At 72.3% G+C, this 13,718-nt stretch carries 17 protein-coding genes and 1 tRNA gene; 13 read left to right on the top strand and 5 right to left on the bottom strand.

Translation table 11 applies throughout. The features are described 5' to 3' along the window. Position 1: 1 nt before the first annotated feature. Entirely contained in the window at positions 2 to 2,524 is a 2,523-nt protein-coding gene (locus tag ACFZDA_RS30480; RefSeq protein ID WP_391087857.1) for a SpoIIE family protein phosphatase, read from the bottom strand. Between the two features lie 222 nt (positions 2,525 to 2,746). On the opposite strand from ACFZDA_RS30480, the gene ACFZDA_RS30475 reads away from it, so the two are divergent. Next, positions 2,747 to 3,718 carry a DUF72 domain-containing protein gene (locus ACFZDA_RS30475; RefSeq protein WP_391087855.1) on the top strand — a complete coding sequence of 324 codons (972 nt, stop codon included), beginning with the start codon at positions 2,747 to 2,749 and terminating at the stop codon, positions 3,716 to 3,718. On the opposite strand, the gene ACFZDA_RS30470 is transcribed toward ACFZDA_RS30475, so the two are convergent. The 3 genes from ACFZDA_RS30470 to ACFZDA_RS30460 all read right to left on the bottom strand — a co-directional run bounded on the left by ACFZDA_RS30470 (position 3,618) and on the right by ACFZDA_RS30460 (position 6,443). After that, positions 3,618 to 5,489, bottom strand: coding sequence for a copper resistance protein CopC (locus ACFZDA_RS30470; RefSeq protein ID WP_391088123.1), 1,872 nt, complete (start codon positions 5,487 to 5,489; stop codon positions 3,618 to 3,620). The two genes, ACFZDA_RS30475 and ACFZDA_RS30470, sit on opposite strands and share 101 nt — an antisense overlap. 205 nt (positions 5,490 to 5,694) lie before the next feature. Beyond that, positions 5,695 to 6,177 (bottom strand): cupin domain-containing protein, encoded by a 483-nt coding sequence (locus ACFZDA_RS30465; protein WP_391087852.1) that lies wholly within the window; start codon positions 6,175 to 6,177, stop codon positions 5,695 to 5,697. Next, positions 6,174 to 6,443: a hypothetical protein gene (locus ACFZDA_RS30460; RefSeq protein ID WP_391087850.1), complete on the bottom strand. Its 270-nt coding sequence runs from the start codon at positions 6,441 to 6,443 to the stop codon at positions 6,174 to 6,176. Before ACFZDA_RS30460 ends, ACFZDA_RS30465 begins: the two co-directional genes overlap by 4 nt. Between ACFZDA_RS30460 and ACFZDA_RS30455 the strand changes: the two genes are divergently transcribed. From ACFZDA_RS30455 to ACFZDA_RS30435, 5 genes are all read left to right on the top strand, one after another. Continuing rightward, the gene (locus ACFZDA_RS30455; RefSeq protein ID WP_391087848.1) at positions 6,426 to 7,019 is read left to right on the top strand and encodes an HhH-GPD-type base excision DNA repair protein; all 594 of its coding nucleotides are present in this window, start codon (positions 6,426 to 6,428) and stop codon (positions 7,017 to 7,019) included. The two genes, ACFZDA_RS30460 and ACFZDA_RS30455, sit on opposite strands and share 18 nt — an antisense overlap. A 254-nt stretch (positions 7,020 to 7,273) precedes the next feature. Next, entirely contained in the window at positions 7,274 to 7,612 is a 339-nt protein-coding gene (locus ACFZDA_RS30450; RefSeq protein ID WP_391087846.1) for a hypothetical protein, read from the top strand. A gap of 59 nt (positions 7,613 to 7,671) precedes the next feature. After that, positions 7,672 to 7,818: a hypothetical protein gene (locus ACFZDA_RS30445; protein WP_391087844.1), complete on the top strand. Its 147-nt coding sequence runs from the start codon at positions 7,672 to 7,674 to the stop codon at positions 7,816 to 7,818. Positions 7,819 to 8,011: 193 nt separating this feature from the next. Beyond that, positions 8,012 to 8,308, top strand: a complete 297-nt coding sequence (locus ACFZDA_RS30440) for a type II toxin-antitoxin system VapB family antitoxin (RefSeq protein ID WP_003991361.1) — start codon at positions 8,012 to 8,014, stop codon at positions 8,306 to 8,308. Between the two features lie 122 nt (positions 8,309 to 8,430). After that, on the top strand, positions 8,431 to 9,048 hold the full coding sequence (locus ACFZDA_RS30435) for a LytR C-terminal domain-containing protein (RefSeq protein WP_391088121.1): 618 nt from the start codon (positions 8,431 to 8,433) through the stop codon (positions 9,046 to 9,048). An 18-nt stretch (positions 9,049 to 9,066) separates the two neighbouring features. Here ACFZDA_RS30435 and upp read toward each other — a convergent pair whose 3' ends face one another. After that, positions 9,067 to 9,702, bottom strand: coding sequence for a uracil phosphoribosyltransferase (upp, locus tag ACFZDA_RS30430; RefSeq protein ID WP_391087840.1), 636 nt, complete (start codon positions 9,700 to 9,702; stop codon positions 9,067 to 9,069). A 132-nt stretch (positions 9,703 to 9,834) separates the two neighbouring features. On the opposite strand from upp, the gene ACFZDA_RS30425 reads away from it, so the two are divergent. From ACFZDA_RS30425 to ACFZDA_RS30395, 7 genes are all read left to right on the top strand, one after another. Then, complete coding sequence (locus tag ACFZDA_RS30425) at positions 9,835 to 10,080, top strand: hypothetical protein (RefSeq protein WP_391087837.1); 246 nt, start codon at positions 9,835 to 9,837, stop codon at positions 10,078 to 10,080. Positions 10,081 to 10,355: 275 nt separating this feature from the next. Further along, positions 10,356 to 10,892, top strand: coding sequence for a hypothetical protein (locus ACFZDA_RS30420; RefSeq protein WP_086564720.1), 537 nt, complete (start codon positions 10,356 to 10,358; stop codon positions 10,890 to 10,892). 413 nt (positions 10,893 to 11,305) lie between these two features. Then, entirely contained in the window at positions 11,306 to 11,737 is a 432-nt protein-coding gene (tadA, locus tag ACFZDA_RS30415) for a tRNA adenosine(34) deaminase TadA (protein WP_391088118.1), read from the top strand. A 55-nt stretch (positions 11,738 to 11,792) separates the two neighbouring features. Further along, positions 11,793 to 11,877 (top strand) — tRNA-Ser (locus tag ACFZDA_RS30410). Positions 11,878 to 11,960: 83 nt separating this feature from the next. Continuing rightward, on the top strand, positions 11,961 to 12,137 hold the full coding sequence (locus tag ACFZDA_RS30405) for a hypothetical protein (protein ID WP_391087834.1): 177 nt from the start codon (positions 11,961 to 11,963) through the stop codon (positions 12,135 to 12,137). Further along, a complete protein-coding gene (locus ACFZDA_RS30400) occupies positions 12,137 to 12,430 on the top strand; it encodes a Dabb family protein (RefSeq protein ID WP_391087831.1) in 294 nt (97 codons plus the stop codon). The genes ACFZDA_RS30405 and ACFZDA_RS30400 overlap by 1 nt, the downstream gene beginning before the upstream one ends. A 157-nt stretch (positions 12,431 to 12,587) precedes the next feature. After that, positions 12,588 to 13,445: an RNA polymerase sigma factor SigF gene (locus tag ACFZDA_RS30395; RefSeq protein WP_373432239.1), complete on the top strand. Its 858-nt coding sequence runs from the start codon at positions 12,588 to 12,590 to the stop codon at positions 13,443 to 13,445. The last annotated feature ends 273 nt before the right edge of the window (positions 13,446 to 13,718 follow it).

The following is a 13,718-nucleotide window of genomic DNA, read 5'->3' as shown; positions in this document are numbered from 1 at the left end:
CTCACTGGAGAGGCAGTGTCTGTTCCGCCCAGATGGTCTTGCCGGTGGCGTACTGACGCGTGCCCCAGCGCCCGGTCAGCTGGGCCACCAGGAGCAGGCCGCGCCCGCCCTCGTCGTAGGCGCGGGCGCGCCGCAGGTGGGGAGCGGTGTTGCCGCCGTCGGAGACCTCGCAGATCAGGGTGTTTCCGTCGTGGATCAGACGGAGCTGGATCGGCGGCCGCGCGTGCCGGATGGCGTTGGTGACGAGTTCGCTGACGACCAGTTCGGTGACGAAGACCGCGTCGGACAGCCCCCACCTCTCCAGCTGTGCCACCACGTCCTTGCGGGTCTGGGCGACCGCGGACGGGTCGTCCGGCACCGCCCAGGTGGCGAGCTGGCTCGCGTCGAGCGCCCGGGTACGGGCGACCAGCAGGGCCACGTCGTCGGCCGGGCGCTGCGGCATCAGGTCGGCCAGCACGCCGTCGCACAGGGCGTCCAGCGAGGGCGCCGGGCGGACCAGGGCCTGCCGCAGCCGGCGGACGCCGACGTCCGGGTCCTGGTCCCGGTTCTCGATCAGGCCGTTCGTGTAGAGGACGAGCAGGCTGCCCTCGGGCAGGACCACCTCGGTGGCCTCGTGGGGCAGGCCGCCCATGCCGAGCGGGGGCGCGGCCGGGAGGTCGATCAGCTCGACCCTCCGGTCGGGGCTCACCACGGCCGGCGTCGGATGCCCGGCCCCGGCGAAGCAGCAGCGCCGGGACACGGGGTCGTACACGGCGTACAGGCAGGTCGCGCCCACGTCCCCGGAGGTCTCCCCGCCTTCCCCGTCCTCCGCCTCCATGCTCAGCCGGGCGACCAGGTCGTCCAGGTGCGTGAGGAGCTCGTCGCACGGCAGGTCGATGTCGGCCAGGGTGCGGACGGCCGTCCGCAGCCGGCCCATGGTCGCGGAGGCGTGCAGGCCGTGGCCGACGACGTCGCCGACGACCAGGGCCACCCGCGCCCCGGAGAGGGGGATGACGTCGAACCAGTCCCCGCCGACGCCGACGTGCCCGCCCGCCGGCAGATAGCGGGAGGCGACGTCGACGGCCACCTGCCGTGGCAGCCGCCGTGGCAGCAGGCTGCGCTGGAGCGTGACGGCGGTGGCGCGCTCCCGGGTGTAGCGGCGGGCGTTGTCGATGCTGACCGCGGCCCTGGCCGTCAGTTCCCGGGCCAGGACCAGGTCGTCCTGCCGGAAGGGGTCGGGGTTGCGGTGCCGGAGGAGGAACGCGACCCCCAGCGTGACGCCGCGGGCGACGAGCGGCACGGTCATCACCGAGTGGATGCCGAACGCCCGGATCCGCGCGGTCCGCTCCGGGTCGTACGCGAGCCACGCCGCGAACGCCGGGTCGGTCACCTCGTGCAGGGTGGCGCGTCCCGCGCGCAGGCTCTCGTAGGGCGCCGAGCCCTCGGGGTAGGCGTCCACCTTGCCGGCCGCCACGGCCGCCTCCGGGGCCCCCGGGGTCACCGACCGCAGTGCCGCCCGGCGCAGCAGCAGCGGTCCGTCCTCCGGAAGGACCCGGGCGGGCGGTTCGGGTATGTCGTCCAGCGCGACGACCAGATCGACGCTGACGAAGTCGGCCAGGACCGGGACGAGCACGTCCGTCAGCTCCTCGGCCGTGCGCCGCACGTCGAGCGTGCCGCCGATGCGCCGGCCGGCCTCGGCGATCAGCTGCAGCCGCTTGCGGGCCCAGAACTGTTCCGTCGTGTCGTGCGCGGAGATGCAGACGCCCCGGATCGTGCCCTCGGCGTCCCGCAGCGCGGACTCGAAGACCGACCAGGCGTGTTCGCGGGTCTCGCCCGGGGCGCGCAGATAGTTCTCCTCGTACTGCGGCTCACCGGTGTGCAGCACCCGGGCCATGTTGCGTTCCGCCCGAGCACCGGCCTCGTCGTCGACGATCTCGGACACGCGCAGGCCCAGCATCTCCTCCTCGGTGAGCGCCATGGCCCGCTGCATGCCCTCGTTGGCCCGCCGGAGCCGGAGCCGGGTGTCGTAGAGCGCCAGGGCGCAGCACGGGGACTGGGTGAAGCTCCAGCTCACGAGGGATTCGTCCAAGTCGGGCCCGGGCTGCCGGCGGGTCAGGGCGGACAGCAGCAGCCAGGCGGGCGCGCCGGTGCCGGGCGCCCTGTGGTGGGCGAGGACCCGGACGGTCAGCTTCCGGCCGTCGTGGTGCCGGAGCGCGACATCGCCGCTCCACCGGGCCAGTCCGGCGAACTCGGGCGGGCCACCCCGGGCGGGGATCGGCTCGGCCAGCAGGTCCACGGCACGGCGGCCGGTCATCTGCCGGGCCGAATACCCGAGGAGCCGCTCGGCGCCCGGGTTCCAGCCGGTCACCGTGCCCTGCTCGTCGAGGGTGACGCGGGCGGTGAGGTCCTCGCCGACGAGATCCGCGAGGGCTTGGGGGGTTTCAGGGTCTCGTGTGGCTCCAGGGACTTGGGGGACGTGGGGTTCCGCTCCGAGCGGCCGGTCGGCCCCGTGGCCGGCCGGACCGACGGTGACGGGCTGCTCCATGATCGGTCATCTCGCTCTGGCGGGGAATCTGCGGTGATCCGGCGGGGATCTTCGGTGATCCGGCGGGGAATCCTCGGTGATCCTTCGGTGATCCGGATGCCCCGAAGGCAGTCATCCGATATGTGACCTATCCTCCCCGATTACCCGATTGCGACAGTCCCTACCCTGCTCCCCGGCCCGGCCGGGAGCCTGCCGCTGTCCCGCCCGGGTAACCGGTCCCCCATGGGCGAGATCCTGGTGGGCACGTGTTCCTGGACCGACCGGGCCCTGGTCGGCAGCGGCTGGTACCCGGCGGGGCGGCGGGACGCCGAGGGGCGGTTACGGCACTACGCCGAGCGGTTCCCGGTCGTCGAGGTCGACGCCTCGTACTACGCGCTGCCGAGCGAGCGGAACAGCCGGCTGTGGGCCGAGCGGACACCGGACGGGTTCGTGTTCGACGTGAAGGCGTTCTCGCTGCTGACCGGGCATCCCACCCGGGCGGCGGCGATGCCGGCCGGGCTGCCGGCGGAGCACCGCGACCCTGCCGTGCTCGACGAGGTGTGGGCCCGGTTCACGGCCGGGATCGAGCCGCTGCGGCGGGCCGGGCGGCTCGGAACCGTGCTGTTCCAGTTCCCGCCGTGGTTCCGGCCCGGGGAGCGGGCGGAGGCCTTCCTCCACGGGTGCGCCGAGCGGACGCGCGGGTGGCCCCTCGCCGTGGAGTTCCGGCATCCCTCGTGGTGGGAGCCGGGCCGGGCGGAGGCGACGCGCGCGCTGCTCGCCCGGTACGGCATGGCCGCGGTCGCCGTCGACATGACGCAGACGCTGCCCTCCTCGATACCGCCCGTCACCCCGGCCACCTCGCCCCGGCTGTCCGTCGTACGGTTCCACGGCCGCAGCACCGCCTGGGGGACCGGCAGCAAGGAGGACCGGTTCCGGTACGGCTACGGCGAGGACGAACTCGCCGAGTGGCTGCCGCGCGTGCGCCGCCTGGCCGAGCGGACCGGACAGGTCCACGTCCTGTTCAACAACTGCTGCGGCGACGCGGCCGTCCGCGCCGCCGAGCGCATGACACGGCTCCTCGACGGCGCCCCTCCGACGGCGGCACCGAGGCTGCCTAGGACACGATCCGCACCTTCTTCTCCACCGTCACCTGGTCCACGTCCGACACCCGCACGGTCGTCTTCATCGTCCACGTCCCCGCGAGGGGCAGGTTGACGGAGTTGGTGCTCCAGTAGCCGCCGACATCGGTGAGTCCGGCGTCGATCGGGCCGACCTTGCGGGAGGGGAGGCTGAAGGTGATGCGCACCTCGGGGACGACGATCAGCCCCTTGTCGGCGCCGTAGACCACGGCCTGGACGCCGTTCTCGCCGACCCGGGCCGGGTCCAGGGTGACCTCCACCGTGCCGCGGCCGGACAGGGTGCCGCTGCTGCCGCCCGTGTCGAAGGGCACCGAGGCCAGGGTCGTGGGCGGCAGGGCACCCGCCGGGGAACGCTGCGCGGCCTCGGCCTGCGCGCGGCCCGGCAGCGTCGTGGTGAGCAGTGTCGTGATCAGCAGCACCACGGCGGCGACGGCGACTTCGACGAGGACGGAGCGGCGCAGACCACGACGCCGGATGTCCGCGTCGCCGGGCGCGGAGGCCGGCTCCGACGGCCTCTCCGGGTTCTCCCGGCTCTCCGAGTTCTCCGGTATCTCCGGTGTCTCCGGCGCTTCCGGGTCCCCGGCCTCGCCCGGAGCGCCGGATTCGCCGGGCTCGCCCGGCGCCCCCGCGCCGACCGGCTGCGCGACCCGTGCCGGTACGGCCGTCCGGGCGGTGGCGGCGGCCGTCGGTGCGGCGAGGCGGGCCGTCCAGCGGCGCGAGTACCCGGCCGCCAGCAACAGCGCGCTCACCGCGACCAGTTTGGCCAGCAGCAGCCGGCCGTACGACGTGCCGGTCAGCGCGGCGAGGGAGCCGAGGCCGCGCCAGGACTGGTAGAGGCCGGTGACGGCCAGCACGGTCACCGAGGCGAAGGCGATCCGGGAGAAGCGGGGCACGATCTCCGTCAGGGCGTCGACGGAGGCCCGGCGCAGGGTCAGCAGCAGTGCCACGAGGCCGCCGAGCCAGACGCCCGTCGCGACCAGGTGCAGCACGGACGACGTCATCGCCAGCGGCACCTGGATCCCGGCGGAGGCGTGCTCGGCCGCCGCCCAGGTCAGGGCGAGGGCGACGGCCAGGGTCGCGCCCACCGCCCGCAGCACGGGCGCCCGAAGGTCGCGGTGCCGGGACAGCCACAGCAGGAACGCGGCGGTCAGCAGGAGGACGGCCAGCCTGGCGAGCAGGGCCAGCCCCGGTCGGCTCGTCACCGTGCGTTCGAGGGCGGAGAGGTCGAAGGCCGCGGCCGGGCCCGCGCCCGTCTCGTACGGGGCGCGCAGCACCAGCAGGACGAGCGTCGAGCCGAGCAGGGTCCACCAGGCCGCCGCCAGCGGTCTGCGCAGCGGGGACGTGTCCGCGGGCCGGCACAGCAGCGCGAACGCCACCGTGCCGACGAGCAGCGCGGCGGCGAGGTAGGCGAGATAGCGGGCGGCGTCGTAGAGGCCGCCGGTCAGCGGGTCCTCGTCCGGTCCGGTGTCGACCTGCGCGGACGTCGCGGACCGTTTGCCGACGGAGAAGCTGAAGGCGCCGGAGACCGGGTGGCTGTCGGCGGACACCACCCGCCAGGCCACCGTGTAGGTGCCTTGGGCGAGTTTCCCGGGCAGTCCGACCCGGGCCGTGTCGGACTGGCCGTCCGCGTGCCGTGCCTCGCCGGTGTGGACGCGGCGCTGGTCCGGGCCGAAGACGCGGAAGGAGTCGTCGAGCAGGCCGACGGACTCGGTGAACGTCAGGGTGAGGTGGCGGGGGGCACGCTGGACGACGGACCCGTCGTCGGGGTCGGTGCTGCGCAGGGCCGCGTGGGCGGAGGCGGGGGCTCCGCCGAGGAGGAGCAGGACCAGTACGGTGCCGAACAGCACCAGGGCTTGAAGTCGCCGGGGGTGTCCGCGTCCGACATGGTGCTCCTCGTTCCGCCGTTGGTGCACGTGGTTCTCCGGGGGTCGGGCTGTACGGCTCCCGGTTATGTACGGATGGGAGTGGTGTGACGCTCAGCCGGGGGGTGGGTGTGTGTGGGTTGGCGGGTGGCGGGTGCGTTGGCGCCGGCCGCGCAGTTCCCCGCGCCCCTCAAAAAGGTCGGGACAGAGCGGCGATCCCGTCCGCCGCCGCCGGATAGCGAGCCGTCAGTTCAGCCGCGTCCCCGTGTTCGTAGCCCTCGAAGGTGAAGCCGGGCGCCATCGTGCAGCCGAACAGGGTCCACTGTCCGCCCTCGCGCACCCTGCCGCCCATCCAGGTTCCCGCCGGGATCGTGAACTGGACGTGCTGGCCGGAGAGGACGTCCGGTCCGAGGACCACCGTCCGCGTGCTGCCGTCCGGGGCGAGCAGGAGGAGTTCCAGCGGATCGCCGAGGTAGAAGTGCCAGATCTCGTCGGTCGGCAGGCGGTGGAGGGCGGAGAAGTCGTCGGGGCCCGCTGTCAGCAGGGCGACGATCGCCGTGCCCTCGGGTCTGCCGTCGGGGCGTTCCGGACCCGCCCACGTCTGGCGGAACAGGCCGCCCTCGCGGGGGATCGGCTCAAGGCCGTAGTGCGCGATGAGGTCGTCCGGCGTCACGCGGGGAAGAGTATCTCCCGGTCCAGGAAGGCGAACTGGGCCTTCTTCCCGGGCAGGTACACGTTCGGCCACGACCCCGCCGGCGGTCGGGCGGCGCGCGCTCCGTAGGTCTGGAGGAGGGCGACCACCGGCTCGCCGTCGCGGGCGACGAGGCAGGCGTGGTGGGTGGAGAGGGTGTCCGCGCAGGCAAGCCCCGGGCGGACCGGGCTCCGGACGCGTCCGGGCCCGCACCGAGGGATGATCGGTGCATGGACGTCACTCTTCACCTCGCCCAGGACCCCGAGGCCGACGCGCTGCTCGGGCGCAGTCCGCTCGCCGCGCTGGTCGGGATGCTGCTGGACCAGCAGATCCCGATGGAGTGGGCGTTCAAGGGCCCGGCGACCATCGCCCAGCGGCTCGGCACGGACGATCTGGACGCGCACGAGATCGCCGCGCACGACCCGGAGGCCTTCGCCGCGCTACTCTCGCAGAAACCGGCGGTGCACCGCTACCCCGGTTCCATGGCCAAGCGGATCCAGCAGTTGTGCCAGTACCTCGTCGAGCACTACGACGGTGACGCCGAGGCCGTCTGGAAGGACGCCACCACCGGCAAGGAACTCCTGAAGCGCCTGGCCGAGCTGCCCGGCTTCGGCAAACAGAAGGCCCAGATCTTCCTCGCCCTCCTCGGCAAGCAGCTCGGGGTGCGGCCCACGGGCTGGCAAGAGGCCGCGGGCTCCTACGGCGAGCCGAACTCCTTCCGCTCGGTGGCCGACATCACCGGCCCCGACTCGCTGGCAAAGGTCCGGGCACACAAACAGGAAATGAAGGCAGCGGCCAAGGCAGCGAAGGCGACGGGCAAGTAGCGGACCGGGGGCACCCCCTCAGTCAGCCATGCGGCCCGGCCCCGGTGGCGGGACTGTCCCGGTCGGGCCGAACATGGCTCGTGAGCGAGCCATCGAGCGGCTCCTCCCGGGGCCCGGAGCGCGGCCCCTCCCGTCCCAGGGCTCAGCGGGTGTCCGCGTCACCGCCCTGCCTGACCGGGGCCGTCGTACGCCGAGCGAGCGGAACTCGCCGCGAGTGGGATGAACGGCGCACCCGCGACGGGGAACCACCTCTCGTGAACCCCGCACGCCAGCCGGCCACCCGCGGCACCCGTCGGACCACATGGGCGCGGGTGCTCGTCCTGCTGCTCGCCCTGCTCGTGCCCGGCGCGCACGCCGAGGCGCACGCAGGGCCGACGGCCGCTGTCTCCGGGGAGAGCACGGCCGTCGAGCGCGACGTCCTCGACGCCGCCCCGCGCCCACCGGCCCAGGGCGCCCGGCGCACCGCCGTTCCCGTGCGCCCCACCCCGCTCCCGAGCTCCGGGTCCGCTTACGCCGCGCCGCACCCCGTGCCCGGGCCGCCGGGGCCCCGGTACGACCCTCGGCCCCTGCGCTGTGAGGTCCTGCGCTGCTGACGGGATCGGACACCGGTCCGTCAGCCCGTACGCAGCAACACGGAACGAGGAACACAGCCATGCTCGAAGACCCTTACGCGGTCCTGCGCGCCCTCCTGCGCGCCGAGGCCGTCCGCAACGCCCCCAAGCCGCCCCAGCACCAGCCCCATCCCAGGCCGGAGACGCGGGAGCGGCAGCAGCCCCCGAAGGAGAGGGAGCGCGGCTGACCGAGCGGGCGCCGCGCCCTTTCGAGCGAATCAGGCACACGGTCCGCGGGATCGACCCCGGGAACGCATGGTCTCGCGGTCCGGCATATTCACGCCCTTATTCCTGGTTCGTACCGCTTTGTGGGGCTTTTTTCAGCGTCACACTCCGTCGCCGCGGCTGCGCCCGGAAGGTCCTGCCCGGTAGGCTTTCCGTGTGATCTTCAAGCGCATCGGAAACGGCCGGCCGTACCCCGACCACGGCCGGGACAGCACCCGGCAGTGGGCGGACGTCGCGCCGCGCCCGGTCCGCCTCGATCAGCTCGTGACGACCAAGCAGCAGCTCGATCTCGAGACGCTCCTCGCCGAGGACTCCACGTTCTACGGCGACCTCTTCGCGCACGTCGTGAAGTGGCAGGGCGACCTGTACCTGGAGGACGGTCTGCACCGCGCGGTGCGGGCGGCGCTCCAGCAGCGCCAGGTGCTGCACGCGCGCGTGCTCGAACTCGACTGACCCACGCAGGTCACGGGGTTGGCCCTTTCGGGTACCGCTGGGCAACGTCGAATGATCATCTAGTAGGCATCGTCGCCCAGGCGCACTACGCTGCGCTCATGAGCATGCTGACTCCCCCCGGCATGGGCGGCAAATACCGCATCAAGGGAAACAAGTACCCGCGGATGCGCCGCCCCCGGCGGCGCGGCAGGCTCGTCGTCCTGGTCGTCGCCTCCGCCGCCGTGCTCGCGGTGGGCGGCTGGGGCACGTTGCAGCTCATCGACGTCTTCACCGGCGGCGACAAGGCCTCGGCGGCCGGCAGCGGGACGGACTGCGCCCCCGAGAAGACGAAGTCGAGCCCCTCCCCCCGCCCCAAGGCCCTGCCCGAACCGCGCGCGATCACAGTCAACGTACTCAACGCCACCACCCGCAGCGGCCTGGCGAAGAAGACCGCCGACGAGCTGAAGAAGCGCGGCTTCAAGATCGGCGACGTGGGCAACGCGCCCCAGCAGTACGACAAGAAGGTCAAGGGCACCGGCGTGCTACTCGGCCCCGCCTCCGCCCTCGACACCTCGCTGCCGGTGCTCGGCACCCAGCTCCCGGGCGCCGAACGGCGTACCGAGCCGGCCCGCAAGGGCGCTGACCTCGACCTCGTCATCGGCGACGGCTTCAAGGAGCTGGCCAAGAAGCCGGACGCCGACCGGGCTCTGACCAAGCTGGCCACGCCCGAGCCGGCGCCGTCGTCGAAGAAGGGCTGCTGAACCGCCCGGGCGCGGGGCCTACTCGGCCGCGCCGTACATCCGGTCCCCCGCGTCGCCGAGGCCCGGCACGATGTAGCCGTGCTCGTTCAGCCGCTCGTCGACCGACGCGGTCACAACCGTCACCGGCGTGCCCGCCAGCTCGCGCTCCATGACCTCGACGCCCTCGGGCGCGGCCAGCAGCACCACGGCGGTCACGTCGTCGGCACCGCGCCGGATCAGCTCCTGGATCGCCGCGACCAGCGTGCCGCCGGTGGCGAGCATCGGGTCCAGCACATACACCTGACGGCCCGACAGGTCCTCCGGCATACGCGTGGCGTAGGTGGAGGCCTCGAGCGTCTCCTCGTTGCGGATCATGCCGAGGAAGCCCACCTCGGCGGTCGGCAGCAGCCGGACCATGCCGTCCAGCATGCCGAGGCCGGCCCGCAGGATCGGCACCACCAGCGGACGCGGGTGGGACAGCTTGACGCCCGTGGTCCTGGCCACCGGCGTCTGGATGTCGACCTGTTCCGTGCGCACGTCCCGCGTGGCCTCGTAGGCGAGCAGGGTGACCAGCTCGTCGGCGAGACGACGGAAGGTCGCGGAGTCGGTGCGCTGGTCGCGCAGCGTGGTGAGCTTGTGGGCGACCAGGGGGTGGTCGACGACGTGGAGACGCATGCCGACAACAGTAGCCGGGCCCACTGCCCCCGTCCGCACGGCAAGCCCGCCGCCCGCCCGTCACCCGTTCGCTGGCGTCAAACCGCCCGTCCGGGGGAAAGTGGGAAGGACGGACTGGGGGTGGTGAGCCTGATGCCCGACCGGGATTCCCGAGACGTTCCGTCGCCGCGCGCACAGCCCGCGACGGACCCGGAGACGTACGAGACCGGAACCCACGAGGCCGGAACCCACGAGACCGACGCCGAGCGCCGGCGGCGGCGCGCCCGGTTCCTGCGCGATCTGGCCGAGGCCCGGGAGCTGCGCGACCGCGTCCAGCCGCGCCGCGTCAAGGTGGCCCGGCTGCGGCACGCGATGCGCATGCGCACGTTCCGCTGGTAGGAAACGGGTGAGGAAACCCCCGGGGAAGATCACGAACCGCGCGGACGTTGTCGAGGTGGCCGTGCGTGGAGCGGGGCAAAGCCGCGTACGATCCGCAGGTGGCGGCAACGAGCGCGCGATCAAAACTGCCGGACACAGGGAGCCGAAGACGTCCCCTGAACGACTTGTTTCTGCCACGATTCCGAGTGGGTGGGGCTCGGACGAGCACTCCCCGCCCGCAACCTCCGCCGGGGGGATCCCCAACCGGCACGCCTATGACCAGTGGGAGAGTCACGGTGTACTTCGCCGCACTGCTCGCGCGCACCGAAGACGGGTGGGAAGCGAGCGACACAGAGCTCGACGATGTGGAAACCCTGTCGGATCTGGCCGACCTGGCCCGTGAAGCCTCCCCCGACGAGGACACGGTGCTCGTGCTCATCGAGCAGGAGGACGCCTGGTTCGGTGTCGTCCGCGTGGACGGCGAGGACGACCCTCGCATCTACGTCTCGGACGCCGCCGCCGCTGCCCGCAGCAGCTACGGCGAGATCCTGCTCACCGACGAGCTGCTCGGACGCGATCCGGACGACGGGGACGACCTGGACGCCCTCGATCTCGACGGCACGGAGGACGGTGATTCGGGCGACGACGAGGCCGACGACGCCGACCCGGTCGCCGGAACCGGCGAGGCCGTGCCGCACGGCCCGGTCGGCGACGCCCAGATCCTGGACGACCTCGGCGTGAGCGAGAAGGAACTGCGCTCTCTGGCGACGGACGCCGTCACGGAGATCGCCGAGGCCCTCGGCGCCTCGGAAACCCTGGAGACGGTCCGCTGACCACTCGCCCCACCCCGCAACAGCCGGAGCCGTCGGGACGGCCGGCCCCGCCGGGCCCGGGCGCTCCGGGAACTCCGGGCCGGCCGCATCGTATGGGACCGCCAGGAGCGCCTGGAGCGCCGGCACTTCCGGACTCCCCGGGAACGCCGGGGCGGCCGGACCCACGGGGCGCCGCAGGACCACCGGCCCACTCGGGACCGCACGGAGCGATGGAGCCCCCAGGCCCCAAGGGACCCCCGGAGCCGTCGGGCCCCCCGGAACCCACCGGACCCCCAGGTCCGCCCGGACAGCCGGAGTCGCCGGGAGTGGCGGGGCGGCCGGAACTGGCGGAGCCGCCGGAACTGGCGGAGCCGTCGGGAGTGGTGGAGTCGGCGGAGCCACCGGATCCGGTGCGGGAGCCCTGGCGGGCCGCCATGCGGATCGCCCTGGGGGAAGCCGTCGAGGCTGTCCGGGGCGGGGACGTTCCCGTCGGTGCCGTCGTCCTGGCACCGGACGGCACGACCGTGCTCGCGGCCGGGCACAACGAGCGCGAGGCCGGCGGCGACCCGACGGCCCACGCGGAGGTCCTCGCTCTCCGGCGGGCCGCGGCCGCACTCGGCCGGTGGCGGCTCGCCGGCTGCACCCTCGTGGTGACGCTGGAGCCCTGCACGATGTGCGCGGGCGCGATCCAGCAGTCCCGCGTGGACCGGCTCGTCTACGGCGCCCGCGACGAGAAGGCCGGCGCGGCCGGCTCCCTCTGGGATCTCGTCCGCGACCGGCGGCTCAACCACCGGCCCGAGGTGATCGGGGGCGTGCTCGCCGAGGAGTGCGCCGGGCTGCTCACGGAGTTCTTCCGCGGTCGCTGACCGTCGCCGCATACCGATTTCAAAGCACGCCGCACCTTGCTGTAAGGTCTCCCTCGGTAGCGTGTCCGAGCGGCCGAAGGAGCTCGCCTCGAAAGCGAGTGTGGCGCAAGTCACCGAGGGTTCAAATCCCTCCGCTACCGCTGGAGAAGGGCCCCGTCGTCAGACGGGGCCCTTCGTGCGATCATGTGCGCTGCATGGGACACCAGGAACAGGGGAGGCCGCGATGGCGGTGAACGCAAAGAAGGTCGCCGTCTACGTCGTCGTGGTCTTCGTTATGTACGTGATCGTCACAGACCCCAAGAAGGCGGCCGACTACGTCCAGATAGGGTTTGAGGGCATATCCGACGCCGCGCAGGCCCTCGGCGACTTCGCCACCTGGGTCGCCAACGGAGGAAAGTGATGATCCGCCACCTGGTCCTCTTCAAGCTGCACGAGGGCGTCGAGCGCGACGACCCGCGCGTCGTGAAGGGCGTCGAGGCCTTCCGCGCGCTCGACGGCGCGATCCCCGAGATCCGCTTCTGGGAGCTCGGCTGGAACGTCAGCAACCGTCCCATCGCCCATGACTTCGCCATCAACTCGGCCTTCGACGACGCGGACGCGCTGCGCCGGTACGTGGAGCATCCCGACCACCAGGCGGGGGTCGCGCTGTGGCGCGAGTTCGCCACCTGGGTGATCGCCGACTACGAGTTCTGATCCCGCCGCTTCGAGCCCCCCGTCGCTCCGACGGGGGGCTCTTCTGCTGTAGGTGTACATCTATGCCGTAATTCATCCCTCAACACGTAGTTATGGGGTGCTTGCACACAGTGCACATGTCTTGTGATGCTATGACCGCTTTTGATGGAAGAGAGAGATGACGGATGGGTTGACTGATGACGAGGTGGAGTTGACCGTGCTGGCCAGTACCGCACCTCAGGCACCATCCTCGGAACCGGCTCCCCAGCGGAGCCGCGGCGCGGACACCCGCGCCCTCACACAGGTCCTCTTCGCACAGCTCAAGGAACTCCAGCCGGGAACGCCGGAGCACGACCGGGTACGCGGGGCGCTCATCGAGGCCAACCTCCCGCTCGTGCGCTACGCGGCCGCCCGCTTCCGCTCCCGAAACGAGCCGATGGAGGACGTCGTCCAGGTCGGCACCATCGGACTCATCAACGCCATCGACCGCTTCGACCCGGACCGGGGCGTGCAGTTCCCGACGTTCGCGATGCCGACGGTGGTCGGCGAGATCAAGCGCTACTTCCGCGACAACGTCCGTACGGTCCATGTGCCGCGCCGGCTGCACGAACTGTGGGTGCAGGTCAACAGCGCGACCGAGGACCTGACGACCGCCTTCGGGCGCACCCCGACGACCGCGGAGATCGCCGAGCGGCTGCGCATCACCGAGGACGAGGTGCTGTCCTGCATCGAGGCCGGGCGGTCGTACCACGCGACCTCGCTGGAGGCCGCGCAGGAGGGCGACGGGCTGCCGGGGCTGCTGGACCGGCTCGGTTACGAGGATCCCGCGCTGGACGGGGTGGAGCACCGGGATCTCGTACGGCATCTGCTCGTACAACTGCCCGAGAGGGAGCAGCGGATCCTGCTGCTGCGGTACTACAGCAACCTCACGCAGTCTCAGATCAGCGCGGAACTCGGCGTCTCGCAGATGCACGTCTCACGGCTACTCGCGCGTAGCTTCCAGCGGTTGCGGTCCGCGAACCGGATCGACGCGTAGCCGCGAACGGAGGCTGATGGGCGGCCGCGAGCCCCCTCGGCGCGTAATCGCAAACAGTTGCGAGTGATAACCATGGCGAGGGAACCGCTCATCAGGGCCGTTCCCGGAAGTTGCGGGCCGAAAAGGCGTCAGACCCCTTGCTTGCAGGGCGGATTCGCGTCTCAGATGTCGACATGTCACTACAGCGTGTTGCCGACATGTGACATTCTGCGGGAAGCGCGTTTGCCGGGGCTTCGGCGCCGGTATTCAGGTGAAGGCTGCGTTCCTCAGACG

The sequence above is a fragment of the Streptomyces sp. NPDC007991 genome (assembly GCF_042958445.1).
Classification (GTDB): Bacteria; Actinomycetota; Actinomycetes; order Streptomycetales; family Streptomycetaceae; genus Streptomyces.
This window is presented reverse-complemented; position numbering and strand designations above follow the sequence as displayed.

Excerpts from the sequence above, each read along its gene's own strand:
- ACFZDA_RS30480 (WP_391087857.1), bottom strand. The coding sequence starts at position 2,524 with ATGGAGCAGCCCGTCACCGTCGGTCCGGCCGGCCACGGGGCCGACCGG.
- ACFZDA_RS30475 (WP_391087855.1), top strand. The coding sequence starts at position 2,747 with ATGGGCGAGATCCTGGTGGGCACGTGTTCCTGGACCGACCGGGCCCTG.
- ACFZDA_RS30455 (WP_391087848.1), top strand. The coding sequence starts at position 6,426 with ATGGACGTCACTCTTCACCTCGCCCAGGACCCCGAGGCCGACGCGCTG.
- ACFZDA_RS30445 (WP_391087844.1), top strand. The coding sequence starts at position 7,672 with ATGCTCGAAGACCCTTACGCGGTCCTGCGCGCCCTCCTGCGCGCCGAG.
- ACFZDA_RS30435 (WP_391088121.1), top strand. The coding sequence starts at position 8,431 with ATGGGCGGCAAATACCGCATCAAGGGAAACAAGTACCCGCGGATGCGC.
- upp (WP_391087840.1), bottom strand. The coding sequence starts at position 9,702 with ATGCGTCTCCACGTCGTCGACCACCCCCTGGTCGCCCACAAGCTCACC.
- ACFZDA_RS30425 (WP_391087837.1), top strand. The coding sequence starts at position 9,835 with ATGCCCGACCGGGATTCCCGAGACGTTCCGTCGCCGCGCGCACAGCCC.
- tadA (WP_391088118.1), top strand. The coding sequence starts at position 11,306 with ATGCGGATCGCCCTGGGGGAAGCCGTCGAGGCTGTCCGGGGCGGGGAC.
- ACFZDA_RS30405 (WP_391087834.1), top strand. The coding sequence starts at position 11,961 with ATGGCGGTGAACGCAAAGAAGGTCGCCGTCTACGTCGTCGTGGTCTTC.
- ACFZDA_RS30400 (WP_391087831.1), top strand. The coding sequence starts at position 12,137 with ATGATCCGCCACCTGGTCCTCTTCAAGCTGCACGAGGGCGTCGAGCGC.
- ACFZDA_RS30395 (WP_373432239.1), top strand. The coding sequence starts at position 12,588 with ATGACGGATGGGTTGACTGATGACGAGGTGGAGTTGACCGTGCTGGCC.